Origin of the sequence: Parasedimentitalea psychrophila, assembly GCF_030285785.1 — a bacterium.
GTDB classification, from domain to species: domain Bacteria; phylum Pseudomonadota; class Alphaproteobacteria; order Rhodobacterales; family Rhodobacteraceae; genus Parasedimentitalea; species Parasedimentitalea psychrophila.
In genome coordinates this window covers 829,714-852,784 of the sequence record NZ_CP127247.1, presented here as the reverse complement: position 1 = coordinate 852,784, position 23,071 = coordinate 829,714, and the positions used below count along the sequence as shown (strand labels likewise).

General features: G+C 55.8%; 22 protein-coding genes and 2 pseudogenes. 12 read left to right on the top strand and 12 right to left on the bottom strand.

Features of this window, described 5'->3' with window-relative positions:
• Positions 1 to 63: 63 nt before the first annotated feature.
• The 5 genes and pseudogenes from QPJ95_RS04100 to QPJ95_RS04085 form a co-directional block, all read right to left on the bottom strand.
• Positions 64 to 859, bottom strand: a pseudogene (locus QPJ95_RS04100) (IS5 family transposase).
• 136 nt (positions 860 to 995) lie between these two features.
• The gene (locus QPJ95_RS04095; protein WP_270921315.1) at positions 996 to 1,247 is read right to left on the bottom strand and encodes a hypothetical protein; all 252 of its coding nucleotides are present in this window, start codon (positions 1,245 to 1,247) and stop codon (positions 996 to 998) included.
• Positions 1,248 to 1,634: 387 nt separating this feature from the next.
• Positions 1,635 to 1,772 (bottom strand): integrase core domain-containing protein, encoded by a 138-nt coding sequence (locus tag QPJ95_RS24150; protein ID WP_270921314.1) that lies wholly within the window; start codon positions 1,770 to 1,772, stop codon positions 1,635 to 1,637.
• Positions 1,773 to 1,809: 37 nt separating this feature from the next.
• Positions 1,810 to 2,125: pseudogene (locus tag QPJ95_RS04090) on the bottom strand (IS3 family transposase); the annotation flags it as partial.
• Positions 2,126 to 2,274: 149 nt separating this feature from the next.
• Positions 2,275 to 2,778 carry a hypothetical protein gene (locus tag QPJ95_RS04085; protein WP_270919034.1) on the bottom strand — a complete coding sequence of 168 codons (504 nt, stop codon included), beginning with the start codon at positions 2,776 to 2,778 and terminating at the stop codon, positions 2,275 to 2,277.
• Positions 2,779 to 2,948: 170 nt separating this feature from the next.
• Here QPJ95_RS04085 and QPJ95_RS04080 point away from each other — a divergent pair, with 170 nt between their 5' ends.
• The 5 genes from QPJ95_RS04080 (at position 2,949) to QPJ95_RS04060 (ending at position 7,387) form a co-directional block, all read left to right on the top strand.
• The gene (locus QPJ95_RS04080) at positions 2,949 to 3,788 is read left to right on the top strand and encodes a cytochrome c oxidase subunit II (protein WP_270919035.1); all 840 of its coding nucleotides are present in this window, start codon (positions 2,949 to 2,951) and stop codon (positions 3,786 to 3,788) included.
• A 74-nt stretch (positions 3,789 to 3,862) separates the two neighbouring features.
• The gene (locus QPJ95_RS04075) at positions 3,863 to 5,638 is read left to right on the top strand and encodes a cbb3-type cytochrome c oxidase subunit I (RefSeq protein WP_270919036.1); all 1,776 of its coding nucleotides are present in this window, start codon (positions 3,863 to 3,865) and stop codon (positions 5,636 to 5,638) included.
• The gene (locus QPJ95_RS04070) at positions 5,635 to 6,321 is read left to right on the top strand and encodes a cytochrome c oxidase subunit 3 (protein ID WP_270919037.1); all 687 of its coding nucleotides are present in this window, start codon (positions 5,635 to 5,637) and stop codon (positions 6,319 to 6,321) included. The genes QPJ95_RS04075 and QPJ95_RS04070 overlap by 4 nt, the downstream gene beginning before the upstream one ends.
• Before the next feature lie 10 nt (positions 6,322 to 6,331).
• Positions 6,332 to 7,048, top strand: a complete 717-nt coding sequence (locus QPJ95_RS04065; RefSeq protein ID WP_270919038.1) for a heme-copper oxidase subunit III family protein — start codon at positions 6,332 to 6,334, stop codon at positions 7,046 to 7,048.
• Positions 7,049 to 7,057: 9 nt separating this feature from the next.
• The gene (locus tag QPJ95_RS04060; RefSeq protein ID WP_270919039.1) at positions 7,058 to 7,387 is read left to right on the top strand and encodes a cytochrome C oxidase subunit IV family protein; all 330 of its coding nucleotides are present in this window, start codon (positions 7,058 to 7,060) and stop codon (positions 7,385 to 7,387) included.
• Positions 7,388 to 7,598: 211 nt separating this feature from the next.
• Here the strand turns inward: QPJ95_RS04060 and QPJ95_RS04055 are convergent, their stop codons facing one another.
• Complete coding sequence (locus QPJ95_RS04055; RefSeq protein ID WP_270919040.1) at positions 7,599 to 9,644, bottom strand: NADH:flavin oxidoreductase; 2,046 nt, start codon at positions 9,642 to 9,644, stop codon at positions 7,599 to 7,601.
• A 102-nt stretch (positions 9,645 to 9,746) separates the two neighbouring features.
• On the opposite strand from QPJ95_RS04055, the gene QPJ95_RS04050 reads away from it, so the two are divergent.
• Both QPJ95_RS04050 and QPJ95_RS04045 read left to right on the top strand, forming a co-directional pair.
• Positions 9,747 to 10,376, top strand: a complete 630-nt coding sequence (locus QPJ95_RS04050) for a TetR/AcrR family transcriptional regulator (protein WP_270919041.1) — start codon at positions 9,747 to 9,749, stop codon at positions 10,374 to 10,376.
• A 285-nt stretch (positions 10,377 to 10,661) separates the two neighbouring features.
• Positions 10,662 to 11,681: an adenylate/guanylate cyclase domain-containing protein gene (locus QPJ95_RS04045; protein WP_270919042.1), complete on the top strand. Its 1,020-nt coding sequence runs from the start codon at positions 10,662 to 10,664 to the stop codon at positions 11,679 to 11,681.
• A 216-nt stretch (positions 11,682 to 11,897) separates the two neighbouring features.
• Here the strand turns inward: QPJ95_RS04045 and QPJ95_RS04040 are convergent, their stop codons facing one another.
• From QPJ95_RS04040 to QPJ95_RS04025, 4 genes are all read right to left on the bottom strand, one after another.
• Positions 11,898 to 12,851, bottom strand: a complete 954-nt coding sequence (locus QPJ95_RS04040) for an alpha/beta fold hydrolase (protein ID WP_270919043.1) — start codon at positions 12,849 to 12,851, stop codon at positions 11,898 to 11,900.
• Positions 12,852 to 12,890: 39 nt separating this feature from the next.
• The gene (locus tag QPJ95_RS04035) at positions 12,891 to 13,502 is read right to left on the bottom strand and encodes a pyridoxamine 5'-phosphate oxidase family protein (protein ID WP_270919044.1); all 612 of its coding nucleotides are present in this window, start codon (positions 13,500 to 13,502) and stop codon (positions 12,891 to 12,893) included.
• 20 nt (positions 13,503 to 13,522) lie between these two features.
• Positions 13,523 to 13,987 (bottom strand): nuclear transport factor 2 family protein, encoded by a 465-nt coding sequence (locus tag QPJ95_RS04030; protein WP_270919045.1) that lies wholly within the window; start codon positions 13,985 to 13,987, stop codon positions 13,523 to 13,525.
• 74 nt (positions 13,988 to 14,061) lie between these two features.
• Positions 14,062 to 14,829 carry a cysteine hydrolase gene (locus tag QPJ95_RS04025; RefSeq protein WP_270919046.1) on the bottom strand — a complete coding sequence of 256 codons (768 nt, stop codon included), beginning with the start codon at positions 14,827 to 14,829 and terminating at the stop codon, positions 14,062 to 14,064.
• A gap of 226 nt (positions 14,830 to 15,055) precedes the next feature.
• On the opposite strand from QPJ95_RS04025, the gene QPJ95_RS04020 reads away from it, so the two are divergent.
• Positions 15,056 to 15,619 carry a TetR/AcrR family transcriptional regulator gene (locus QPJ95_RS04020; RefSeq protein WP_270919047.1) on the top strand — a complete coding sequence of 188 codons (564 nt, stop codon included), beginning with the start codon at positions 15,056 to 15,058 and terminating at the stop codon, positions 15,617 to 15,619.
• Positions 15,620 to 15,685: 66 nt separating this feature from the next.
• Here the strand turns inward: QPJ95_RS04020 and QPJ95_RS04015 are convergent, their stop codons facing one another.
• Both QPJ95_RS04015 and QPJ95_RS04010 read right to left on the bottom strand, forming a co-directional pair.
• Positions 15,686 to 16,612 (bottom strand): PhzF family phenazine biosynthesis protein, encoded by a 927-nt coding sequence (locus QPJ95_RS04015; RefSeq protein WP_270919048.1) that lies wholly within the window; start codon positions 16,610 to 16,612, stop codon positions 15,686 to 15,688.
• A 24-nt stretch (positions 16,613 to 16,636) separates the two neighbouring features.
• Positions 16,637 to 16,837 (bottom strand): carboxymuconolactone decarboxylase family protein, encoded by a 201-nt coding sequence (locus QPJ95_RS04010; RefSeq protein ID WP_286018241.1) that lies wholly within the window; start codon positions 16,835 to 16,837, stop codon positions 16,637 to 16,639.
• A 141-nt stretch (positions 16,838 to 16,978) separates the two neighbouring features.
• On the opposite strand from QPJ95_RS04010, the gene QPJ95_RS04005 reads away from it, so the two are divergent.
• The 4 genes from QPJ95_RS04005 to QPJ95_RS03990 all read left to right on the top strand — a co-directional run bounded on the left by QPJ95_RS04005 (position 16,979) and on the right by QPJ95_RS03990 (position 23,068).
• Positions 16,979 to 18,193: an MFS transporter gene (locus tag QPJ95_RS04005; protein WP_270919050.1), complete on the top strand. Its 1,215-nt coding sequence runs from the start codon at positions 16,979 to 16,981 to the stop codon at positions 18,191 to 18,193.
• Positions 18,194 to 18,615: 422 nt separating this feature from the next.
• Complete coding sequence (locus QPJ95_RS04000; RefSeq protein ID WP_270919141.1) at positions 18,616 to 20,175, top strand: arylsulfatase; 1,560 nt, start codon at positions 18,616 to 18,618, stop codon at positions 20,173 to 20,175.
• A gap of 182 nt (positions 20,176 to 20,357) precedes the next feature.
• Positions 20,358 to 22,067, top strand: a complete 1,710-nt coding sequence (locus QPJ95_RS03995) for an alkaline phosphatase family protein (protein WP_270919051.1) — start codon at positions 20,358 to 20,360, stop codon at positions 22,065 to 22,067.
• Between the two features lie 5 nt (positions 22,068 to 22,072).
• On the top strand, positions 22,073 to 23,068 hold the full coding sequence (locus tag QPJ95_RS03990) for an AAA family ATPase (RefSeq protein ID WP_270919052.1): 996 nt from the start codon (positions 22,073 to 22,075) through the stop codon (positions 23,066 to 23,068).
• Positions 23,069 to 23,071: the final 3 nt, after the last annotated feature.

The following is a 23,071-nucleotide window of genomic DNA, read 5'->3' as shown; positions in this document are numbered from 1 at the left end:
GTTTCTTGAGGGATTAACACAGGAACTTAAAGAGCTGGAGGTCCTCAGTCCTAGGCTCAGGACTCATAACCAGAAGATCACGGTTGCTGCGAGAGCGATGGCGGACAGGAAGACCTTCGGGCATCGGTCATAACGGGTAGCCACGCGCCGCCAGTCTTTCAGGCGACCAAACATGATCTCAATCCGGTTACGTCTTTTGTAACGACGCTTGTCGTACTTGATGGTTTTGTCTCGCGACTTTCGTCCAGGGATGCAGGGCGATATTCCCATATCTACAAGGGCCTCTCGGAACCAATCCGCGTCATATCCGCGATCTCCCAATAGCCAGTCGGCCGCTGGCAGACTATTCACCAGAGCTCTTGCCCCAGTGTAATCGCTAACCTGACCGGCGGTCAGGAAGAACTGGATCGGCCGCCCAATCGCGTCCACTGCCCGGCAGTGGTTTGCCTGCAAACCATGAGAGGGGTCACGGCATGCAACTTCGTGTTCATACCGCCCTTGGTACGTCCGATCAGACGTCCACGCCCCCTTTTTTTACCCGCAGGCTGGAGGCCGTGCGATGTGCCTTGAGGTAAGTTGCGTCAATTGAGATCGTCTTGTTGTCAGGAACCTCGGCTGCCAGCCCCATCATAATCCGCGCGAACACCCCCATGTCGCTCCACCGTTTCCAGCGGTTGTAGAGCGTCTTGTGTGGACCATACTCCTTGGGCGCATCACACCAACGCAACCCATTGCGATTGATGAAAATAATACCACTTAACACTCGACAATCATCGACCCGTGGCACGCCATGACTCTTCGGAAAATAGGGCCGAAGCCGAGCCATCTGATCTTCGCTCAGCCAGAAAAGATTACTCATAAAACCCCCGTAATTTGGGGACTTGAATCATGCAGAACAGACAGCCTCAAGCAGATTAATGGGTCCTGAGCCTAGGCACTCTCACAGGGGCTTATGTGGGATGACATGAGAATTCAAATTTGTTACTCAATACCTATCAGCAATAAAGTGAATTGGCATCGATCATGGATTGCGTACAACCGCTTGACGCTTCACGGTTGTAATGCTCATGATTACATGCAAAATATTTCTCTGCCGTCATGTTGGTGCCATTGTAACCGCAATTGTTGAAGCAGGTGCTGGAGTAATCAATTGGCGGTACATGATCAATATCACTAGACGAATAGTCAATACCATCACAAGCCGTGAGGCTAAGTGCAGTTATTGAAATAATAATAAAAGGTTTCACAGTCAATCTTTGCATTTAATAGGAGAATTTCTTTGATGAATACCTCTTCGTGGCTTCTGGTTTAGTGGTTTCCAGTAACGAGCGCTGGATAAGCATTGTCATATCATAAACCAAAGGCATTTATGCCCCCGGTTCACATTCAACGTTTGCCATGCCAAAACATATACGACCCTCAAGGTTGTAGAAGTAATCAACACCCCATCTGTTACCCAATAGACACACCTGATGATATCGAACCTTGCGCAAGCGTAGGTGGTATTTTGGTCGCTCAGCAAAAACTTCAGACGTTATGTTTTCTCTGTCGGCCAACGGTTGTGACCAAGACTTGAAGTGGTCCTGCTTTTTAGGACAGTATCGCGGCTTAGCTAAGATGCATCGGGTTTGTGGTCATGCTGCTTTTCGTATCTCCGCTTGGTCGAAGTATGCGATGTTGGGCGTGCGCTTATCAAGGGCAGTGTGAGGGCGCTCGGAGTTGTAGAACCCGATCCAGTTATCAATGATCCGTTTTGCTTGGAAACCGTCCATTGCCCGGCAGGCGATTGCAACGCAATCTGCCGAGAGGGGGTAGATAGGTGATGTCGGCACACCAAACTTGATTGGGCCGACCCACCCGCAGGCCACGCAGCAAGTAGGGATAAATCTTATGGCTCTTTGCGGGTTTGCCCCCTCTCGCACATGCAAGCATGTGTTGCCGGGCAACGGCTGTTCGGCTTTTGGTAGATCGGCATGAGGCCCATCAGCCGCATCAAACGTCTGATCCGTTTCTCATTGACCAGGTTTTCTTCATTCCGCAGGTGCCCTGTCATCCACCGGCCGACAGGGCACCTGCGCAGCAATGTCCCGACAGGCTGGCGAACGCCATAAAACGGGGTCTCCAACAACGGCTTGTCGATCACCCGCATCAGATCGAGGTTCATCTCAGTCTCACCTTTTGGCTCAGAGCAGAACGACGAACGGGAGATCGACAGCAGGGCGCATTGTTTTTTCACCGACAGAGCTGGCAGGCGCGGCTCAATCATCTAGCGCCTCACTTGCCTGTCCAGGATTTGAGCTTTCTGGCCAAAAAATCGTTGGCGACAGCCATCACCCGCTTCAGCTCACTCACCCTAGTGCAATCGATCAAGTAGCTATCATGTACCGACAAGGCAGGAACACCCTGATCCGAGAAAAGGCGGTGAACCCACTCTGATATCCGACCGTCCAGGTTCATCAGCTTGGTGCCATGGTCCTTGAACAACAGTTCTCGCAGATGTGGGGACCGTTCAAGAAACGCCTCCAGAAGGCTCTCAAGCTGCACATTGATCAGGGTCCGCTGTAGCCGAGCTGAGGCACCGCCGCCCAGCAGGCGTTCAGAAACATCATAGGGATCATCGGTCAGTTGGACATCGATGGCGCGGGAGTACCAGGGCGCGACGGAGGCGGGCTGGATCCAAATTTCGGCATGGAAGAGTTGCAGGCCACCCAGCACTACCAATATGACGCCGACCGAGCGCATCTGTGCACTGGCTTGCAAAAAAAGCGGGTTGGCCACAGTGATCCATGGACCAAAACTGAGGGTGCTGCTCGATCAGATTTTATACGGTAATTTAACGGTCGGAAACTGGATTTCACCCCTCCGCCCCCTACCATTGTCCCCAATTGTCGATTGCTTAGGCGAACCAATCGCTATGGATCGGCGCGGACAGGCGGGATATTTAAGATATGATCATTGCGATTGTTCTGGTTCTTATAGTTGTGGGTTCGGTTGCGTTTCACATGCTCAGCCCGTGGTGGTGGACCCCGATTGCCTCAAACTGGGGTTATATCGACACCACATTGATCATCACCTTCTGGATCACCGGCATCGTCTTTGTGATGGTGATACTGTTCCTCGCCTATTGCGTCTTTGCCTTTCGCCATCGGGAAGGCCACAAGGCGATATTCGATCCCGAAAACAAGCGGCTTGAGATCATACTGACGGTGCTCACTACCATTGGCGTCGCAGCGCTGCTGGTGCCGGGGCTGTTTGTGTGGAAGCAATTTGTTACGGTGCCTGACGACGCCATCGAAGTAGAGGTCTTTGCCCAGCAATGGAGGTGGAGCTATCGGCTTCCCGGTGAAGACGGGCGGCTTGGCACCTCGGCGGCGGAGCTGATCAATGATGACAACCCGCTGGGCATCAACCCCTATGACCGTTTTGGCAAAGATGATGTCATCGTCGATGGCGGTGATCTGTACCTGGAGATGGGGCAGCCGGTAAAGATGGTGCTGCGCTCCATCGACGTGCTGCATAACTATTACGTGCCCGAGTTCCGCGCCAAGATGGATATGGTGCCGGGCATGGTCACCTACTACTGGTTCACCCCCACCCGGGTCGGCGATTTCGAGGTGCTCTGCGCCGAATATTGCGGCACCGCCCACGGCTATATGCGCGGCGATGTCTATGTGGTGAGCCCCGAGGACTATCAGGTCTGGTTGCAGGAGCAGGAGACCTTTGCCGATTACGCCGCGGCTGCCGAGGCAAAACACGACACGCAAATCGCACAGAACCGCCAGCCCTGAGGGGGGGTGGAATTGAGGACACAGGACCATCACCACCATCACTGCACCGGGTGAGGTGACACAGGAGGAACAGAATGGCCGAACTGCCCCATGACACGGACCCCAAACTGCCGCCCGCCGAGGTCGCGGATGTTATGCCGCCCCACGCCCACGGCTGGTGGTCACACTATGTGTTTTCGCAGGACGCCAAATATATCGCCATCCAATATGCCGGCACCGCCACCGCAATCGGGCTGGTGGCGCTGGTGCTGTCTTGGATGATGCGGCTGCAGCTGGGATTTCCTGGCCTTTTCGACTTCATCACCCCGGATGCCTATTACCAGTTCGTCACCATGCATGGCATGATCATGGTGGTCTATCTGCTGACGGCGCTATTCCTGGGCGGCTTCGGCAACTACCTGATCCCGCTGATGGTCGGGGCCCGCGACATGGTGTTCCCCTTCGTCAATATGCTCAGTTTCTGGATCTACCTGGCCGCAGTGCTGGTTCTGGTGATCAGCTTCTTTGTCCCCGGCGGCCCCACGGGAGCCGGCTGGACACTGTACCCGCCCCAAGCCATCCTGTCTGGCACGCCGGGGGGGCAGTCGGCTGGCATCGTGCTGATGTTGCTGTCGCTGATCCTGTTTATCATCGGCTTTACCATGGGGGGGCTGAACTATGTGGTCACCGTGCTACAGGCCCGCACCCGAGGCATGACAATGATGCGGTTGCCGCTGACGGTCTGGGGCATTTTCACTGCCACGGTGATGGCGCTGCTGGCCTTTCCGGCGCTGCTGGTTGCCTGCATCATGATGTTGTTTGACCGCCTGCTGGGCACCTCATTCTTTATGCCAACCCTGGTCGAGCTGGGTGAGCATCTCAGTTACGGTGGCGGCAGCCCAATTGCCTTTCAGCACCTGTTCTGGTTCTTTGGCCACCCCGAGGTCTATATCGTTGCCCTACCTGCCTTTGGCATCGTCTCCGATCTGCTGGCGGTGCACGCGCGCAAGAACGTCTTTGGCTACCGGATGATGGTCTGGGCCATTGTCGGCATCGGCGCTCTCAGCTTTATCGTCTGGGCCCACCATATGTATGTCAGCGGCATGCATCCCTATTTCGGCTTCTTCTTTGCCACCACCACGCTGATCATCGCGGTGCCAACCGCAATCAAGGTCTATAATTGGGTGCTCACCCTGTGGCGCGCCAACATCCACCTGACCCTGCCGATGCTGTTTGCGCTGGGGTTCATTGTCACCTTTGTTAACGGCGGCTTGACCGGGCTGTTCCTCGGCAATGTGGTTGTCGATGTGCCGCTGTCGGACACCATGTTTGTGGTGGCGCATTTCCATATGGTAATGGGGGTGGCGCCGATCATGGTGATCCTCGGCGCCATCTATCACTGGTACCCGCTGGCGACAGGGCGGATGCTGAACCAAACCATGGGGCATATCCATTTCTGGATCACCTTTCTGGGCGCCTATGCGATCTTTTTCCCGATGCATTATGTCGGCTTGGTTGGCGTCCCCCGGCGCTACTACGAGATTGGAGAGCCCGCCTTTATGACCGCACCGGTCGCGGGCTTGAACGCCTTTATCACAGTGGCCGCCCTGACCGTCGGAGCGGCGCAGATTGTGTTCCTGTTCAACCTATACTGGAGCAGGCGTCACGGTCACCTGGCAGGGTCCAACCCCTGGCGGGCCACCACGCTGGAATGGCTCACCCCGGTGGTGCCGCCTGAGCATGGCAACTGGGGCGAGGAGTTGCCGCTGGTTTACCGCTGGGCCTATGATTACAGCCTGCCCGGCGCACCCGAGGATTTTGTTGCCCAGACCGACCCCGGGCCAAAGACACCAGAAGTGGGGCCGTTATGAGCGTCATCCTCACCTTTCTGGCCGCTGTTGCGCTGACCGCGGGGTGGTGGTTGTCACGGCAAGGGTTGATGTCAAAACCCTGGCTTGAGAGTGGCGATGCGCTGTCTCTGGCCGAATTCCCCCAGCCACCGCCGTACCGGTTGGGCACGGCGGTGTTCCTGGTGGTGATCGGCGGGCTGTTTGCCATGCTTGGCAGCGCCTTTGTGATGCAGATCGAGGAGACACCCTGGCAGTTGGTGCCGCTGCCCGCACTGGTCTGGTTCAACACTGCTCTGCTGATGCTCAGCAGCCTAGCCTTGCACTTTGCATCCCGCGACGCGGCGCATCGCACCCATGTCTGGCTGGCTTTGGGCAGCGTGACAGCCGTGGGCTTCATGGCTGGGCAATTGCAGATCTGGACCACGCTTACTCACAATGGCTACGGATTGTCCGGTGCCCCTGCCGCCAGTTTCTTTTACCTGATCACCGGCCTGCATGGGCTGCATATCCTGGGCGGATTGGTGGCGCTGGGGCTGGTCTGGTTCAAGCTGGCACAAACCGGCATCCCCAAAACCAATCAGGCCCCCATCGCGCTGTGTGCGCTGTACTGGCACGGGTTGCTGGTGATCTGGCTGCTGCTACTGGCCCTGCTGTCGGGGCTGGGAAATGAATTTCTGGCGTTGTGCCGCAGCGCGCTGACATAAGGAGAACCCTATGCAGGACTCACCCCTGAAAATGCCGCAGAGCCCCCCCACGCCGGGCTTGCAAGGGTTTGTCGAGGACTGGAGCTCGGATCAGCGGGCGTTCAAGAAAGTGTCCTGGGGCAAGGCAATGATGTGGATCTTCCTGCTCAGCGATACTTTTGTATTTGGCTGTTTTCTGATCGCCTATATGATCGCCCGCAGCTCCACCGTATCCGAGTGGCCCAACACCAGCGAGGTGTTTGCCCTGCACATAGGCGGCACAGAATTTCCGCTGATCCTGATTGCCATCATGACCTTTGTGCTGATTTCATCCTCTGGCACCATGGCGATGGCAGTGAACTGCGCCTATAGCCGCGCCCGCAAGCCAACCGCGTTGCTGATGGTGGCCACTGCGGCGCTGGGGGCTGCCTTTGTCGGCATGCAGATCTTTGAATGGTCCAAGCTGATCCACGAAGGGGTGCGGCCCTGGGCCAATCCGTTTGGCGCTGAACAGTTTGGCGCCAGCTTTTTCATGATCACCGGCTTTCACGGCACCCATGTGTCGATTGGGGTGATTTTCCTGTTGATCGTGGCGCGCAAAGTCTGGAAAGGCGAATTTGATCGCGACGAACGCAGCTGGATGTGCAGCGGCAAAGGCGATTACGAGGCCGTCGAGATCATGGGCCTGTACTGGCACTTTGTTGATCTGGTCTGGGTGTTCATCTTTGCATTTTTCTATCTGTGGTAGGAGGCCGATATGACACAATCTGAAGTTCATGAAGACCACCAACAGCATCCCTTGCGGATCTATTTTGTGTGTTGGGGATTTTTGTTCGTGCTTAGCGCCGGGTCTTACATGATCGACTATATGCAGTTGCAGGGCCTGCTTCGCTGGAGCCTGATCCTGATTTTCATGGTGCTAAAGGCCGGGCTTATTGTCGCTGTGTTCATGCATATGGCCTGGGAACGTCTGGCGCTCAGCTATGCCATTCTGCTACCACCCCTGGCCATTTTGATGTTCATGGCGATCATGATGTTTGAATCCGATTACACAGTGCTGACCCGGATCGAGGAATTTGGCCCCTAAGGTTAAGCGCCTCGGTTCCTGTCGGTCTCGACCGTCATCCGATCTTCCCCTGTCATCGTTCGCAAGCAAACGACTTCCGGGCAGCGGGACGAATGGATCTTTCGTTTCATCATTTCGGATCACCTCTCTCACAAGGTGATCCACCTTAACCACGGGTCCGAATTCCGGCGACCACCTCTAAATCACATGGCTGGTTGTTGTGCTTCAAATGTCAGATATCCTTCATCAGACGCAACGCGTCATAAATCGCGGCATGTGTGTTGCGGGCCGAAACCGCATCGCCAATGCGGAACAGCTGGAACTGCCCGTTTGTGTTGCGCGTGAGCGTTTGCGGATTGCCAGCGATGAGAGCTTCGTGATCCACCGCGCCTTCGTTTGAAGACAGTGGCTTGAGATCAAAATAGAGATCGTCCAGTGGCAAGGTGCCGTAGTTGACCACAATCTGTTCAAACTCCGCCTCATATGTGTGGTCACTATAGTCTGTGCCCACCGTCGCAATCAGCCTGTTGCCATCGCGTTTCACGTCAAGCAGGCGACGGGCGAGGGTGAAGGTCACGTCCTTGTCTTGCAGAGACCGCATGTAGGGCACCAGGTTCATGGCCATCACATCGGGTGCAAAGGTGCGATCAGGTGTCATAATTTCGACCACAGCCTCGGCATTGGCTGCAACCTCTGCCGCTTGCAACGCCGGGTGATCGCCGCTTTCGTCATAAATCAGGACAGTCCCCGCAGGCTTCACATCGCCCGAAATGATATCCCAGGTTGTCACCACATTGGGCTGCTCGCCGGCCTGTTCAAACAGCGCGGTGTTGGGCATGCCTCCGGTCGCAACGATCACCACATCGGGGTCAAGCGCAGTGACGTCTTCAACCTCGGCCCAGGTGTTGAACTGAAACGCAACATCGCGGGCCGCGCATTGGGCCATGCGCCAGTCGATGATCGAGATCATCTCGCGTCGTCGCGGGTTCTGCGCAGTCAGACGAATTTGTCCTCCGGGCTCGGCTGCGGCCTCAAAAACCGTGACCTCATGGCCGCGCTCTGCCGCGACGCGCGCCGCCTCCAATCCGGCCGGGCCGGCGCCGATAATCACGATTTTCTTGCTGGCATCGGCCGGGGCAATCTCATGCGGCATGGATAGCTCGCGACCGGTGGCGGCGTTGTGAATGCAAAGCGCATCGCCAGCCTGATAGATGCGGTCGAGACAGTAAGTGGCCCCAACACAGGGGCGGATGTCCTCCTCACGCCCCTCTATTATTTTGCGCACGATATGAGGATCCGCCATATGCGCCCGGGTCATCCCGACCATATCCAGCAACCCGGCCTGCACCGCATGACGGGCGGTGGCAACATCGGGGATCTTGGCCGCATGAAACGTCGGCATGCCGGTTGCTTTTTTCACTTCGCCTGCAAAATCAAGATGCGGTGCGCCTTTCATGCCCTGAACCGGGATCACATCGGTCATGGCGGGATCGGTATGGATGCGGCCCCGGATCACGTTGAGAAAGTCGATTTTACCGGTTGCTGCGAGCCGTTTGGAAATCTCCAACCCTTCTTCAGGGGAGATGCCGCCCTTTTGCGCTTCATCAGCCGTGTAACGCAGGCCGACGATGAAATCGACCCCGACGCGCTTGCGAATAGCCTCCATGACATCCATCGGGAAGCGCATGCGGTTTTCCAGCGTGTCGGCCCCATACGGGCCGGTTAGATCATTGGTCAGCGGAGACCAGAACTGATCCAGCAGGTGGCCATAGACCTGCAATTCAATGCCGTCCATGCCGCCTGCCTGCATACGCTCTGCCGCGTCTGCGAAATCACTAATGATCCGCTCGATATCCCAGTCTTCGATCAATTTCGGAAAAGCGCGGTGTGCGGGTTCGCGATGTCTGGATGAGGACACTGATGGCAGCCAATGGCCTTTGTTCCAGGTGGTGCGCCGTCCGAGGTGGGTCAACTGTATCATCGCAGCACAGCCGTGCTCATGCACCGCATCTGTCAGGTTCTGAATCCAAGGCACCACGTCGTCACGATAGGCGAGGATATTGTTGAAGACCGGCGGGCTGTCTTTGCTGACCGCTGCTGACCCTGCCGTCATAACCAGGGCCACACCGGCTTTGGCGCGTTCCGCATGGTAGGCCGCGTAGCGCTCCTTTGGCATCCCGTCTTCAGGATAGGCGGGTTCATGGCTGGTTGTCATGATCCGGTTGCGCAGGGTTAGGTGCTTTAGTTGAAATGGCTGAAGCAAAGGGTCGTTTGACATAGGGCATCCTCGGGGGCGGTAACGGAAACACAGAACATGACACATGTGTCAGTTCATGTTTTCTGCAATTGACACATCTGTCAAGTTAAATAGAATCACGCCATGGAAACCACCCCACAACCCCGTGCACGTGCAACCCGAGACGTTTGGCTTGGCGCTGCCTATGATCTGTTGGTGCAGGAGGGCATCGAAGCCGTCAAAATCATGCCGCTTGCGAAGAAACTGAACCTAACCAGAACCGGGTTTTACTGGCACTTCAAAGATTTGGCAGAGTTGCACAACGCGCTTGTCGATATCTGGCAAGACCGCAATACCGGCATCATACTTGAACGCTGCGCTGGTCCTGCGGATAGTCTGTGTTCCGCGTTATTCCAGCTGACTGATTGTTGGATTGATCCTGAGCTTTTTGATGCGCCGCTTGACCTGGCAATCCACAACTGGGCCCGAAACGATGTAAAGCTGCAAAAATTGGTGGAGACCTCGGACGAGGCCCGATTGGACGCAGTTCGGGCAATATTTCTTCGTTTTGGTATGCCATCTGAAGCCGCGAACTATAGGGCACTGACGACTATCTTGACGCAAAGCGGGTACTACTCGAAACAAGTCGTCGAGACCCGGATGGATCGCGCACAAGCAGGGTGCCATTATGTTGAGGTTTTTGCAGGCGAACGTCCGACCCAACAGGAGATTGACGACTTTCTAAGTCGTCATCGTGAGGGCAAACCCCAATGATCTAAAAATTCACTGTTGCCGCAGCTGATAGCCTGCCCTTGCCGGATGCAGGCAATCAATCTGCCCGAACCAGCGGAAACTCTTCGCTCCATATCACCTTCTTCTTGGAGCTATGGGCAAGAGAGACAAACGTCATCCGCGGGCTCCTTGATCGCTGGATCAAGGCTTGCAAGTCACACCGACATGCCGAGGATTTTCTGGTGCTCCATAAGATGGTTGGGCTAAATTCGTTGCGATTTCGTCGTCGTGAAGTGGTCCTGCTTTTGCGCGTATTTCGACACCCAAATGCAAATTTCTGCTGATTTCCTTGCCCCTCGGTTGCTGGCCTTGCAAGCATGCCTTCTGGGGTCCATGTTGCACCTGAACCAAGAGAAGAGGCGCGTAATGTCTGTTAATGTCACGCGAAAACTCACCACAATTCTTGCGGCCGATGCTGCAGGTTTCAGCAGCTCGATGCAAGTTGATGAGGTGGGTACCTATGCCGACCTGCATGCTGCCCGCGATATTTTTGGCAAGCTGATCACACGTCACGGTGGTCGCATCGTCAATACCGCCGGCGACGGTTTCATTGCCGATTTTCCGTCTACAGTTGAAGCGACACAATGCGCTATCGAAGCACAACTTGAACTTGGCGCCAGTGATGGAAGCCTGAAGTTTAGGATCGGTGTCCATCTCGGGGATGTGATCGTCGACGGAGATGACCTGATTGGCGAAGGCGTGAACCTGGCCGCCCGCCTGCAAAGCATGGCTGAACCCGGCGGTGTGCTGATCTCGCAGCAGGTCTATGACCAGGTTCACAGCAAGCTTACCATCGGGTTTGAATACCTGGGGGAAAAGCGCCCACGCAACCTGTCGGCTGATATTCCGATTTATCGTATCGCGATGTCCAAGCCGGGCTTGATCAGCCGTTGGAAACAGAAACCAACAGTCGCCGCCCATAGGCCTGACACCGACAAAACCAAAGCCAAAACCTCCGCCCCTCGTCAGCAGCTTCCACTGTCACGCACTGCCATGCTCGCAGCCTTTCTTTGCGGCGCGTTTTTATTGATTAACTTGGTCACGGGCGGGTCAATCTGGGCACATTGGCCCATCTTGGCCGTCGCAACGATCGGCGGGTTAAAGCGGGCCCAGACGCTGATCCCAGCACGTTTCAGCGCAATCGTTCCAGCACAATTGCTGGTGATCATCACCGCTCTCACCCTGGTGAATTTATTCAGCTGGAACGGCTACCCTTGGGTGCTCTGGCCTGCCGGGGCCTTGCTCATTTACAGCCTGGGCCGCAAATTTCTGTCATCGTCAGAGTAGCCAGGTCACAAAAACAAAGATGTTCGTTCCATCATCCTGAAATGTCGCACCTATTATGGCCCAAGCCAGGCCGAAATAGACTATTTTGCTGCGGGCGGGCGGTTGGAAGGTTCTCTCATTTAGGCAAGCTGACGAATTTTGACCCAAGAGAGAACACTCCACTATACCCCAACCGGGGTCCCACCGCATTCTGAAGACGCGTGTGTCCTCAGTTGATTACTCGGCGACGCGGCCAAGGAACTCTTTCATTTCGGCTGCGATCTCATCGCCGTATTCTTCCAGCGCAAAGTGCCCAGTGTTGAGGATGTGGAATTCAAGATCGTTGAGGTCCTGTTTGTAGGGGTGGGCACCTTCCTCGGGGAAGATCACGTCATTGCCGCCCCACATCAGCAGAGCTGGGGGTTGGTGCTCGCGAAACAGCGCCTGCCATTTGGGGTATTCACCGACGTTGGTACCGTAGTCCAGGAACATCTCCAGCTGCACCTCTTGGTTGCCCGGGCGATCCAGCAGGTATTGCACATGCCAGAAATTGTCGGGGCTGATCGAGGTCGGATCTTGTACCCCGTGGGTGAACTGCCATTTGGTGGCGTCCAGCTTTAGAAAGCCCCGCAATGCATCGCCGTTTGCCACCGACGGGTCGGCCCAGTAAGCTTTGATCGGGTCCCAGAATTCGCGCAAACCTTCCTCGTAGGCGTTGCCGTTCTGGATGATGAAACCGCTGACGCGCTCGGGGTTTTGTGCAAACATGCGATAGCCAACCGGTGCGCCATAATCCATCAGGTAGACGGCGTATTTGTCGACGCCTTTGTGATCCAACAACCCGGTCATCAATGCGGCGGTATTGGCAAAAGAATACTCATACTCGGCGGCGTCGGGCATGTCCGAGGCGCCAAAGCCAGGGTAATCCGGCGCGATCACATGGTAGTTTTCGGCCAGTTCCGGGATCAGGTTGCGGAACATATGCGACGAGGTGGGAAAGCCGTGCAGCAGCAGAACGGTTGGCTTAGAGGGGTCACCCGCCTCGCGGTAGGCGATGTTCAACCCGTCGATTTCGGCTGACTTGAACTGAGTGCCTGTGGTCGCAGGGTTTGCCGCAATTGACGCGGTGGGCAGGGCGAGTGCTGCGGCGACAAGGGCCGGGGCTGCAAGTTTCAGTATTGAGGGTTTCATTGGGAATTCCTTTCTAACGGGATGTTTTGGCAGGTGTGTTCAGTGCTGGCGCTTCAGTTGGGCGTTTTCGGCTTCCAGCTCGGCCAGACGGTCGCGCAGGGTTGAGAGTTCGGGTTCCAGCTCTTCCAGGGTGAAGCGGCGCGGGATGTGGCGCGGGCAGTTCCAGTCAAAGGCCGAGACGGTGATCTTGACGATGCGTTCGACAATTTCCTTGCCGCTGTGCAACTGGGCCAGCAGGTCTGGGTCTTCCTCGGGGTCGATAAACTCGACCTCGCCCCACAGCTTCAATCGCCGCTGGTTGGGGTAGTCCATCGCGATGATCGAGATGCGGTTGGAATGGGCCAGATTGCCGGTGCTGATATACTGGCGATTGCCGCGGTAATCGGCATAGGCGATGGTTTTGTCGTCCAGAATTTTGACAAAACCCGGCGTGCCACCTCGAAACTGCACATAGGGCCAGCCGGTTTCCGATGTGCTGGCCTGAAAGAAGCCGTCACGATCGGTCAGGAACGCGGCCTCTTCTGGGCCGATCCGGTCGCCGCCCCAGCGTTCATCCGACAGGAATTTGCCATAGGTCTTGGCGGACCCGCGCCGGTCCTGTTCGGCCCGAACGGAGGGGGTAAATGCGATATCTGCAAAGGCGAGTGCCATCTGTCGTCTCCTTTTAAGGTTTAAAGTCCAAGATCACTGAGGCCGGGGTGGTCGTCGGGGCGGATCCCTTGTGGCCAGTGAAACAAGCGCTCATCTGCGGTGATTTTCAGATCATTGATGCTGGCAATGCGGCGGGACATGCGGCCATCAGCGGCAAACTCCCAATTTTCATTGCCGTAGGATCGGGTCCAATTTCCCTCGTGGTCGCAGCTTTCATAGGCAAAACGCACGGCGATGCGGTTTGCGGCCGTGGCCCAAAGCTCTTTGATCAGGCGATACTCGGCCTCAGACGCCCATTTGCGGGTCAGAAAGGCGTGGATTTCGGCATGGCCGGTCAGGAACTCACTCCGATTGCGCCATTGGCTGGTCTCGGTATAGGCCTGTGTCACCGTGTCAGGGTCGCGACTGTTCCAGGCGTTTTCGGCCATGCGCACTTTTTGGCGGGCAGAGGCGTCATCAAAGGGCGGCAGCGGTGGGCGGGTCATTGTTTTCTCCATTTGTAGGATCGCACCCCGGCAATCAGGCAAGCATAAGCCGGGGTACGAGGGGCCAGCTGGGGTCAGTTGACGGCGGCCAGCATGGCGGCGGTCACGGTTTCGGTGTCAGCCACATCACTGGCGATCATGCGGAAGTTGACCATTGCTGCGGCGTAGCCATCCAGGCCGGGCAGTTGAGCGGCAGCAGTGGCGTCGCTGACCACCATCACCTCAAACCCTTGCTCCTGCAGTTCCCGCATGTGGGATTCGGTACACAGATTTGCCGACATTCCGGCGATGATCACCTTGTCGATGCCCTGTTTGCGCATCTGCAGGACCAGATCGTTGGTTTCCGGGCCGAACACTTTGTGCGGGCTGGTGACAACAGTGTGGCCATCGTTGATGTAGGGTTTGTAGCGCGCCAGCCAGTCGGCACCCGAGCCTTCAAATTCTGCCGTATCCAGCGCGCCTTTGCGGTCAAACATGCCAATCGTATGCATCAGCTTTTCCAGCGTTCCCTCGAACTTCCAACCGTGGTCGTGGGGGTAATAGTAATGCGGCGAAACAAACACCGGCATGCCGGTTTGCTGGGCGGTGGCGAACAGTTCTTCAATGTGCTCGACGGTGCCGTTTTCGATGACGTTTTTACCAACAACGCCCCAGGCAACGCCGTCGGGATGCAGGAAATCATTCTGCGGGTCGGTGACCAGCAGTGCGGTATTTCCGGCGGTGATCTCAAAGCCCGGATGCGGCAGGCCGTCGTCGGCCTTGGCCAGTCCACCCAGACCGATGGCTGCGGCAAGAACAAGGGGGGAGAGGGTGGAGTGAAGCGACGGAAGCAGACGTGTCATGGTAAATACCTTTTCTGAGAACGAGTCGGTGAGGGTACTGATCGGTAGCGTTTGTAGGGCCATAAGTGTACCGAACGGTTACATTTGTCAATTGATCACGTTGAGAGTTTTCAGAGGAGCTGCGTGATATTGCGGTAAGGCGCTGTAATCAAAAGTGAAAAATTTGCCATTTGAAGCTGCCTGCAATGCGCATTAAGTACTGATCTGTAACAATAAGGATCGAATCATGCGCCCTAACAAACGGGACGAGATCGTACGCAAAGCGTTAGATGTGTTTTACCACCACGGATTTCACGCCACTGGTATGGACCTGCTGGTCAAAGAAACCGGCATTTCCAAGACCTCGATGTATAGGCATTTCCGCACCAAGGAAGACATCATCCTGGCCACTCTGCGACTGCGCGACGAGAATTTCCGAAACTGGCTCTACCGCCGGGTCGCAGCCATGGCCGATACTCCCAAGGAGCAGCTTCTGGCGGTGTTTGATGCGCTGGAGGAGTGGTTTGCCAAGCCCGAGTTTCGGGGCTGCATGTTCATCAAGGCCAGCGCCGAGTTCCAGGAATCCGACCATCCGATCCACACTCAGTCAGCCGAGCACAAACGCCTGCTGGGCGATCATTTTCTGAAAATCGCCCGATCTGTCATCGCGCGCGACCCCGAGGAACTGACCCGGCAACTGATGATCCTGAAAGAAGGCGCCATCATCATGGCGGTCATGGGCCACAGCGATCATCCAGCCCGGGATGCCAAGTCTGCGGCTGAGACGTTGATTGCAGCCCACTCCGGTTAGTCCAGTGCCTTGGAGCACTGGACCGCCTATCCAGACATCAAGCTTTCTCTTTTGGCCGGATCGTTTTCAATATCGGATCATGAGACGTTTCATCGCAACGCCTCGGCCACCGGCCATCAGGCTGGTGATCTTGCCGTTTTTGGTGATCAGATCAACGGTGATGAGGCTCGGTGATGCCGGTTCCATGAAATGGCCTTGTTCAATGGTGATCTGCGGATTCCGTACGCCAAGCACATCATGCAAATAACAAGCCAGCGGTCCAGCCGCCGTGCCGGTGGCCGATTCTTCGTCAATGCCATAGCGCGGCGCGAACATGCGGGTTGTTGCAGCCTTGCGGGTGAACTTTGGATCCGTGGTGAACACATAATAACCGATTAGATCCAGGCTCTCGCTGATCCGGCTTATCGCCGCGAAATCGGGCCGGATCTGGCGCAGCGTCTTGGCATTTGCAACACCGATAATGACAAAACTATTGCCAGTATTGACCAGGGTCGGCGGGCTCCCTGTGGCGAGGTCTGACAGTGTCAGGCCCAGTGAGTTGAGCACATCGTCCTGGGAAACAGCTTCAGCGGCCCAAGCCTCAGGGTTGCGATAGCTGGGGGCCAGTTGCTCCATATATGCGGCACCGTCCTTGATGATGATTTTCCTGGGGCCATCCACGGTTTCCTTCGATGTCTCGCCCTCGGCCACCCGACCCAGCGCCGAGAGATAAGAGAAACTGGCAATTGTGGCGTGGCCGCAATGGGCAATTCGGCGGTTTGGCGTGAAGAAATCCAACTTAAAGCCTTCGGTCTCGGACTGCGAAACAAAGACCGTTTCGGAGAGCCCGATTTTTCCGGCAATCGCCAGCATATCTTTTTCGCTGAGGTCGTCGGCGTCCAGAACAACACCGGCGGGGTTACCGCCGATGCTTGTAGTTGCCTCGCCTTTTGCATCGGGTGCTACAAACCCATTCACAATCTGCGCGGAGACTTCATGAATTTCATGCGGCATGTTCAACTCCGATACCAAGGGCCCTTATTCGTTGGCGAGCGCGACGACTGGTGCCAATTTAACTGCGACCCGGTAAGGCGCAACCGCCTCGTCCAGGTCATTGTGGAAGATGTGGTTCGAGATATTTCTCAGGGTCTTTACTGCGACCGCCAAGACCACATCCAGGATCTGCTTCTCGCTGAAACCAGCCGCGACAAAGGCGGCGGCCTCGGCTTTGGTGATCATTCCACGCGAGGTAAAGACCCGAGCGGTAAAGGTCGCGAGTGCGGCGAAAGCCCAGGGCGTTGCATTCTTCCGATTTGGATCACGCCGTGTGCCTGATAATAAATTGCTTCCTATTGGGTTTAATACACGCAACAGAGGAGCATGACTATTCTTGCCTTTCTTCGTGACAACGCGCGCTGGCTCAGCGCCGGGATGCTGCTGACCTTTCTCAGCAGCTTCGGGCAGACGTATTTCATTTCGATCTTCGCTGGAGAAATTCGCGAAGTGTTTCAGATCTCACATGGTCAGTGGGGCGGCATCTATGCTGTTGGCACCACCGCATCAGCCGCTGTCATGGTTTGGGCAGGGGGGCTGACCGATCATTTTCGCGTGCGCTCTCTTGGGGCAGTCATCCTCGTGATGCTGGCGGGCGCATGCCTTTTCATGGCACTCAATCCGGTGTGGTGGCTCTTGCCTCTGGTCATCTTCTGCCTGCGGTTCACCGGTCAAGGCATGGCCAGTCTTATTGCCCTGGTCGCTATGTCGCGGTGGTTCACTGCGACGCGTGGCAAGGCCTTGTCTGTCGCTACGCTTGGCTTCGCTGCGGGCCAAGCTGTGCTGCCACTGGTTTTTGTCGCTCTCATGGCGATCTATGATTGGCGTCTGCTTTGGGGCGGTGCTGCGATCCTCGCGGTGTGCGGAGTCCCCATTTTGCTGATGCTTTTGCGCAAAGAACGAACGCCACAATCTATGACGCAGTCTGATCAGTCGCTGGGCATGCAAGCCTTGCACTGGACCCGCAACCAGACGTTTCGCCACCCTCTTTTTTGGTTCATGGTGCCCGCCCTGTTGGGGCCGTCGGCATTCGGAACCGCATTTTTCTTCCACCAGGTACATTTCGCGGCCATCAAACAGATGACCCATGTTGAATTGGTGGCAATGTTCCCCTTCTACATCATGGTCGGCATCATTGCGATGGTTCTGTCAGGCTGGGCATTAGACAGGATCGGCACGCACCGGCTGATCCCTTGGTATCAACTGCCCATGGTGGCGGCCTTCATCACCTTTGCATATGCTGATAGCTACTCGACCATGCTGCTTGGTTTTTTCTTTCTGGCGCTGACCTCTGGGGCCAACTCTACCCTGCCCAATGCCTTTTGGGCTGAGTTCTTCGGCACACGGCATCTTGGCTCGATTAAGGCGATGGCGGCGGCGGTCATGGTGCTGGGCTCAGCCATCGGGCCCGGTATCACGGGGCTGGGCATTGACCTTGGGGTAGGGATTGAAACCCAGTATCTCTGGGTCGCGATCTATTTCGTATTTGCCACAATCATGATGATGGTCGGTGTCGCGCAGTATCGTTTGGTTTTAAAATAAGAGAACGCCGTGCGGGGATGCCCAGAACCCACTGCACCTGCCGTTAAAATCCGTTTTCCTCTTCTTCGCTTTGCGCCAAGTCTCCATGTTTCCAACTTTGTGCGTCATGACGACTGTTGTCATCTGAATGCGCCTCTAAACCGACATTCCCTAAGTGGAGCGCCAGTTGGCCCCTAAGTGGAGCGCCAGTCGGCCTGACTGCGTAATCGAGTTAGAAATAGCACCGGGATGAGGTCTTCGTGAAGATCAATTGCCATTTTGTCTCCGGTGATCACAGGCCGTGACACCTGATTATGCTGCCAGCTTGTGGGCTTTCTTGAAGGCCGGAGTTGACAGCTATTGGCCAATGGTGAGAATGGCTGATGTAGATATATTGAGTAATTCTAGCAGGCAATTTGCGGAATATTTTTCAGGAGACGGTTATGAAGACACGATTCAGGATCCCTTTAGGTCTTTTTCCCCGACTATGCGCATTGGCATGTGCGACGGTGATCGCAACCCAGGTTACGGCTGAGACTGAGAAACCCAACTTTCTAATCATCTGGGGCGACGATATCGGCTGGATGAATACCAGCGCCTATAACCGGGGCATGATGGGCTATCGCACGCCCAATATCGACCGGATCGCCAGCGAGGGCGCGCTGTTCACCGACTGGTATGGACAGCAAAGCTGTACCGCTGGTCGAGCAGCCTTCGTTACCGGCCAGAGCCCGTTTCGAACCGGTCTGTTGAAAGTTGGTCTTCCAGGCGCCCAGGAAGGGCTGTCTGAGCAAGATCCAACCGTAGCAGGTCTGTTGAAGAACCACGGATACATGACCGCGCAGTATGGTAAAAACCATCTTGGCGACCTGGATAAGCACCTGCCCACCAACCACGGTTTTGACGAATTTTTTGGCAACCTTTATCACCTCAATGCCGAAGAAGAGCCCGAGCATGAGGATTATCCGAAGGATCCTGCTTTCCGCGAGAAATTCGGCCCTCGCGGCGTAATCAAGTCGTCTGCTGACGGTCAGATCGAGGATACCGGGCCGCTGACCCGTAAGCGGATGGAAACTGTCGATGACGAGGTGACCGCCAGCGCCATCGACTTCATGGAGCGCGCCGTAGCGGCGAATAAGCCGTTCTTCTTGTGGTACAATACCACCCGAATGCATGTTATTACCCGGCTGAAAGAAGAGTCTCAGGGCGTGACCGGACTTGGCATATATGCCGACGGAATGGCCGAGCATGATCTGCATGTTGGCCAGCTGCTCGACAAGGTCGACGAGCTGGGGGTCTCTGACAACACGATTATCATGTATTCCTCGGACAACGGTGCCGAAGTCTTCACTTGGCCAGATGGTGGCATGACCCCGTTCCGAAACGAGAAGAACTCGAACTGGGAAGGCGGCTATCGCGTCCCCACCATGATCAAGTGGCCTGGCGTGATCGAGCCCGGTTCGGTCTATAACGATATTTTCTCTCACGAAGACATGCTGCCGACGATTTTGGCGGCTGTTGGCGAAGACGATATCAAGGAAAAACTCCTGAACGGACACTCGGCCATTGGACGCGACTACAAGGTCCATCTCGATGGGTACAACATGCTGCCCTATTTCAAGGGTGAGGTTGAGGAAGGTCCGCGCAAGGAGTTCTTCTATTGGACCGACGATGGTGATCTGGCAAACCTACGCTACGATCGCTGGAAAATGGTCTTCCTTGAGCAGCGCGGGCATGGATTTGACGTGTGGCAGGAACCCTTTGTGGAACTTCGTGTGCCCAAGCTGTTTGACCTATTGGGCGACCCGTTCGAGCGTGCGGATCACGAGGCCGCGAATTACGACATGTGGCGTTTTGAGCGTGTGTTCCTGATCTTGCCGGCCGTGGCCTATGTCTCGCAGCATCTTGCCACATATGTCGACTTCCCGCCGCGTCAGAAACCCGGAAGCTTCAATCTTGGTGCCGTGCTCGAAAAACTGAGCAGCAATACTACATCGAACTAAATGAAGTCTGAGACTGGCGGGCATATTGCCTGCCGGTCTCACCTATTGGATTTTCTGTCGCCTGTTTTGAAAATGTGCCTGACAATTTGGCAAAGTGGATCGAGCAGTAGAAGGCTTAGATGGATCTGTTGGCTCGGTTCCCAATTTCAAATGCTCAGCGAGTTATGAAGGACTATCCGGTCATGTTGCCATCAACCATTTCCCGCGCCTTGGTCGGTGCTTCGCTGATGTTTTGTACCCCCGGATGGATCTGGGCAGAACCGCGCAACGAACCGCCCCGACTTGTCCTGCAGATCACCGTGGATCAATTGCGCGGGGATTTGATTAGCCGCTATGGCAAGGGTTTTGGAGAAGGTGGGTTTAACTATTTGCTGGAAAATGGCGTGGTCTTCACCAATGCCCATCATCGCCATGCCAATACCGAAACAATTGTTGGACATACGACTCTGGCAACCGGAACTGATCCTGCCATTCACGGCATGGTCGCCAACCTTTGGTTCGACAGGAAAACCGGAACAGAGTTTTACAATGTGCAAGACGCTGATTTTCCATTGGTCGGGGCTGAGGGTGTTGACCAATCCGCTGAGGTCGACCCGACGCAACGTGCGGCGACGACGGATGGTCGTTCGCCCCGCAACATCCTGACCTCAACCATAGGGGACGAGATCGCGTTGCATTTCGGTCCAAAGGCCAAGATCTTTGGTGTTTCGGTCAAGGATCGGGGGGCCATTTCAATGGCCGGCCACGCGGGCGACGCCTACTGGTTCTCAAAGTCCGAAGGTCGTTTTGTAACCAGCACTTTCTACCGGCAGGAGTACCCGGCCTGGATGGCTGACTGGGAGACCAAGGGCTTGGTCGCGTCTTATGCCGATACCGACTGGACCCTGCTTTTGGATCCCAAAGACTATACTTTTATTGATCGCGATGCCCAGGATTGGGAAACAGATTTCCCCGGCTGGGGTCAGATATTTCCGCACAGTTACGGATCCGCAGGCAGCAAATATTACACGACGTTGTTGACCCTTAGCCCGGCCGGAGATGAGATTACTGTCGATTTTGCCAAGACCCTTCTTGACGCCGAGAGCCTTGGACAAGATAGCGTGCCAGACTATCTTTCGGTAAGCCTGTCTTCGACGGATTATATCGGCCATATTTTCGGCCCGTCGAGCCTTGAGGCAGAAGATAACCTCAAACGATTGGATCGTACCATTGCCGATCTTCTGGCCCATGTGGACGCCAAGGTTGGGCTCGACAATACGCTGGTCGTGCTCTCGGCTGATCACGGCGCGCCAGAAGCGGCTGGGTATCTCAAGACACTGGGAATCGAAGCCCAGAATTTCAATTTCAAGACCGTCAATGTCCAGCCGGGGCTGGCCCGGCTCAAGGAACAATTTGGTCTGGGTGAGGCGCTCATTGATAGTTTTACCAACCCCTATGTGTACTTGAACCAAGACGCGATCCTCGAGATGGGTTTGGACCTGGCCAAAGTGGAGGCTGCTGTGGCCGAAGAACTGCAAAAACTGCCGGGTATCGCATATGCGGTTGGCAGCCAGGCGCTGCGAACCGGCGCAGTGCCGGACACGCAGATCACCAGTGCAGTGCTGGCAAATTTCCACCCGGATCGGTCTGGTGACATCTATGTGGTTTTTGAGCCGCATTGGTTTGTCGCTGACTTTGATGGGTTGAGCGTCGCCTCTGCGCACGGCTCACCATGGGCCTATGACACCTTTGTTCCGATTGTTTTTGTCGGCCCCGATATCAAACCGGATCAGATTGCACGAAAAGTTCATACCGTCGACGTGGCACCGACGATTGCTGCTTTTCTTGGAACCAAATCGCCCAGTGGTGCCGTCGGCTCGCTGCTTGTAGAAGTTTTTGATAAGGGACGCTAACACCCATGACGACCACTCAGGCACGTGCAGACATCGAAGAATTGATCGCCCGGATGGGCCAGTCAATCATCGGGCAGAGCGAAGTCGTCGAGCGACTGGTGATAGGACTTCTTGCCAATGGCAATCTCTTGATCGAAGGCCTGCCCGGGCTGGCCAAGACGCGCGCGGTCAAGGCACTGGCCAAAAACCTTGAATGTGATTTCAGCCGGATCCAGTTCACACCAGATCTTTTGCCGTCCGATGTCACTGGTAGCGAAATCTACTATCAGACCGAAAAAGGCTCGGAATTCCGGTTTAAACAGGGCCCGATCTTTGCAAATATCGTATTGGCGGACGAGATCAACCGCGCCCCAGCCAAGGTTCAGGCGGCGCTTCTTGAGGCGATGGAAGAGCGGCAGGTCACAGTGGCCGGAACCACTCATAAGATGCCGCCTTTGTTCATGGTCATGGCCACTCAGAATCCGATCGAGCAGGAAGGCACCTATCCACTGCCCGAGGCACAAATGGACCGTTTCCTGATGCATGTGGTAATTACCTATCCGCCGGTCGAAGACGAGGTAAAGGTTATCCACCTTGTCCGCAGAGAAGAGGCCGCCACCAACGCGCCCAAGGATAAAGCGCCCAAGGAGGCGATCCCGGCTATTCCGCAAGCTTCGGTGTTTCAGGCCCGCCGGGAAATCGTAGACATTCATGCCTCTGACACAATCGAGCGCTACATGGTAGATCTCGTACATGCGACCCGCGTGCCGCAGCAGTTCGGCCCTGACCTTGGCCGCTGGATCGAGATCGGGGCCAGCCCGCGTGCATCTCTGGCACTGGATAAATGCAGCCGCACCCATGCCTGGCTGAATGGCCGGGACTATGTAGATCCAATCGATGTGCGCGCCATTGCCGCCAATGTACTCCGCCACCGGCTACGGCTTAGCTATGAGGCGCAGGGCGAAGGAGTGACGCCAGACAGGGTGATTGAGGAAATAATCGCGCAGGTCGCGCTGACCTGAGGA

Bases quoted from the DNA above. Each gene is read 5' to 3' on its own strand.
- QPJ95_RS24150 (WP_270921314.1), bottom strand. From the start codon at position 1,772: ATGGACGGTTTCCAAGCAAAACGGATCATTGATAACTGGATCGGGTTC.
- QPJ95_RS04080 (WP_270919035.1), top strand. From the start codon at position 2,949: ATGATCATTGCGATTGTTCTGGTTCTTATAGTTGTGGGTTCGGTTGCG.
- QPJ95_RS04075 (WP_270919036.1), top strand. From the start codon at position 3,863: ATGGCCGAACTGCCCCATGACACGGACCCCAAACTGCCGCCCGCCGAG.
- QPJ95_RS04070 (WP_270919037.1), top strand. From the start codon at position 5,635: ATGAGCGTCATCCTCACCTTTCTGGCCGCTGTTGCGCTGACCGCGGGG.
- QPJ95_RS04065 (WP_270919038.1), top strand. From the start codon at position 6,332: ATGCAGGACTCACCCCTGAAAATGCCGCAGAGCCCCCCCACGCCGGGC.
- QPJ95_RS04060 (WP_270919039.1), top strand. From the start codon at position 7,058: ATGACACAATCTGAAGTTCATGAAGACCACCAACAGCATCCCTTGCGG.
- QPJ95_RS04055 (WP_270919040.1), bottom strand. From the start codon at position 9,644: ATGTCAAACGACCCTTTGCTTCAGCCATTTCAACTAAAGCACCTAACC.
- QPJ95_RS04050 (WP_270919041.1), top strand. From the start codon at position 9,747: ATGGAAACCACCCCACAACCCCGTGCACGTGCAACCCGAGACGTTTGG.
- QPJ95_RS04045 (WP_270919042.1), top strand. From the start codon at position 10,662: ATGCAAATTTCTGCTGATTTCCTTGCCCCTCGGTTGCTGGCCTTGCAA.
- QPJ95_RS04040 (WP_270919043.1), bottom strand. From the start codon at position 12,851: ATGAAACCCTCAATACTGAAACTTGCAGCCCCGGCCCTTGTCGCCGCA.
- QPJ95_RS04035 (WP_270919044.1), bottom strand. From the start codon at position 13,502: ATGGCACTCGCCTTTGCAGATATCGCATTTACCCCCTCCGTTCGGGCC.
- QPJ95_RS04030 (WP_270919045.1), bottom strand. From the start codon at position 13,987: ATGACCCGCCCACCGCTGCCGCCCTTTGATGACGCCTCTGCCCGCCAA.
- QPJ95_RS04025 (WP_270919046.1), bottom strand. From the start codon at position 14,829: ATGACACGTCTGCTTCCGTCGCTTCACTCCACCCTCTCCCCCCTTGTT.
- QPJ95_RS04020 (WP_270919047.1), top strand. From the start codon at position 15,056: ATGCGCCCTAACAAACGGGACGAGATCGTACGCAAAGCGTTAGATGTG.
- QPJ95_RS04015 (WP_270919048.1), bottom strand. From the start codon at position 16,612: ATGCCGCATGAAATTCATGAAGTCTCCGCGCAGATTGTGAATGGGTTT.
- QPJ95_RS04010 (WP_286018241.1), bottom strand. From the start codon at position 16,837: ATGATCACCAAAGCCGAGGCCGCCGCCTTTGTCGCGGCTGGTTTCAGC.
- QPJ95_RS04005 (WP_270919050.1), top strand. From the start codon at position 16,979: ATGACTATTCTTGCCTTTCTTCGTGACAACGCGCGCTGGCTCAGCGCC.
- QPJ95_RS04000 (WP_270919141.1), top strand. From the start codon at position 18,616: ATGAAGACACGATTCAGGATCCCTTTAGGTCTTTTTCCCCGACTATGC.
- QPJ95_RS03995 (WP_270919051.1), top strand. From the start codon at position 20,358: ATGTTGCCATCAACCATTTCCCGCGCCTTGGTCGGTGCTTCGCTGATG.
- QPJ95_RS03990 (WP_270919052.1), top strand. From the start codon at position 22,073: ATGACGACCACTCAGGCACGTGCAGACATCGAAGAATTGATCGCCCGG.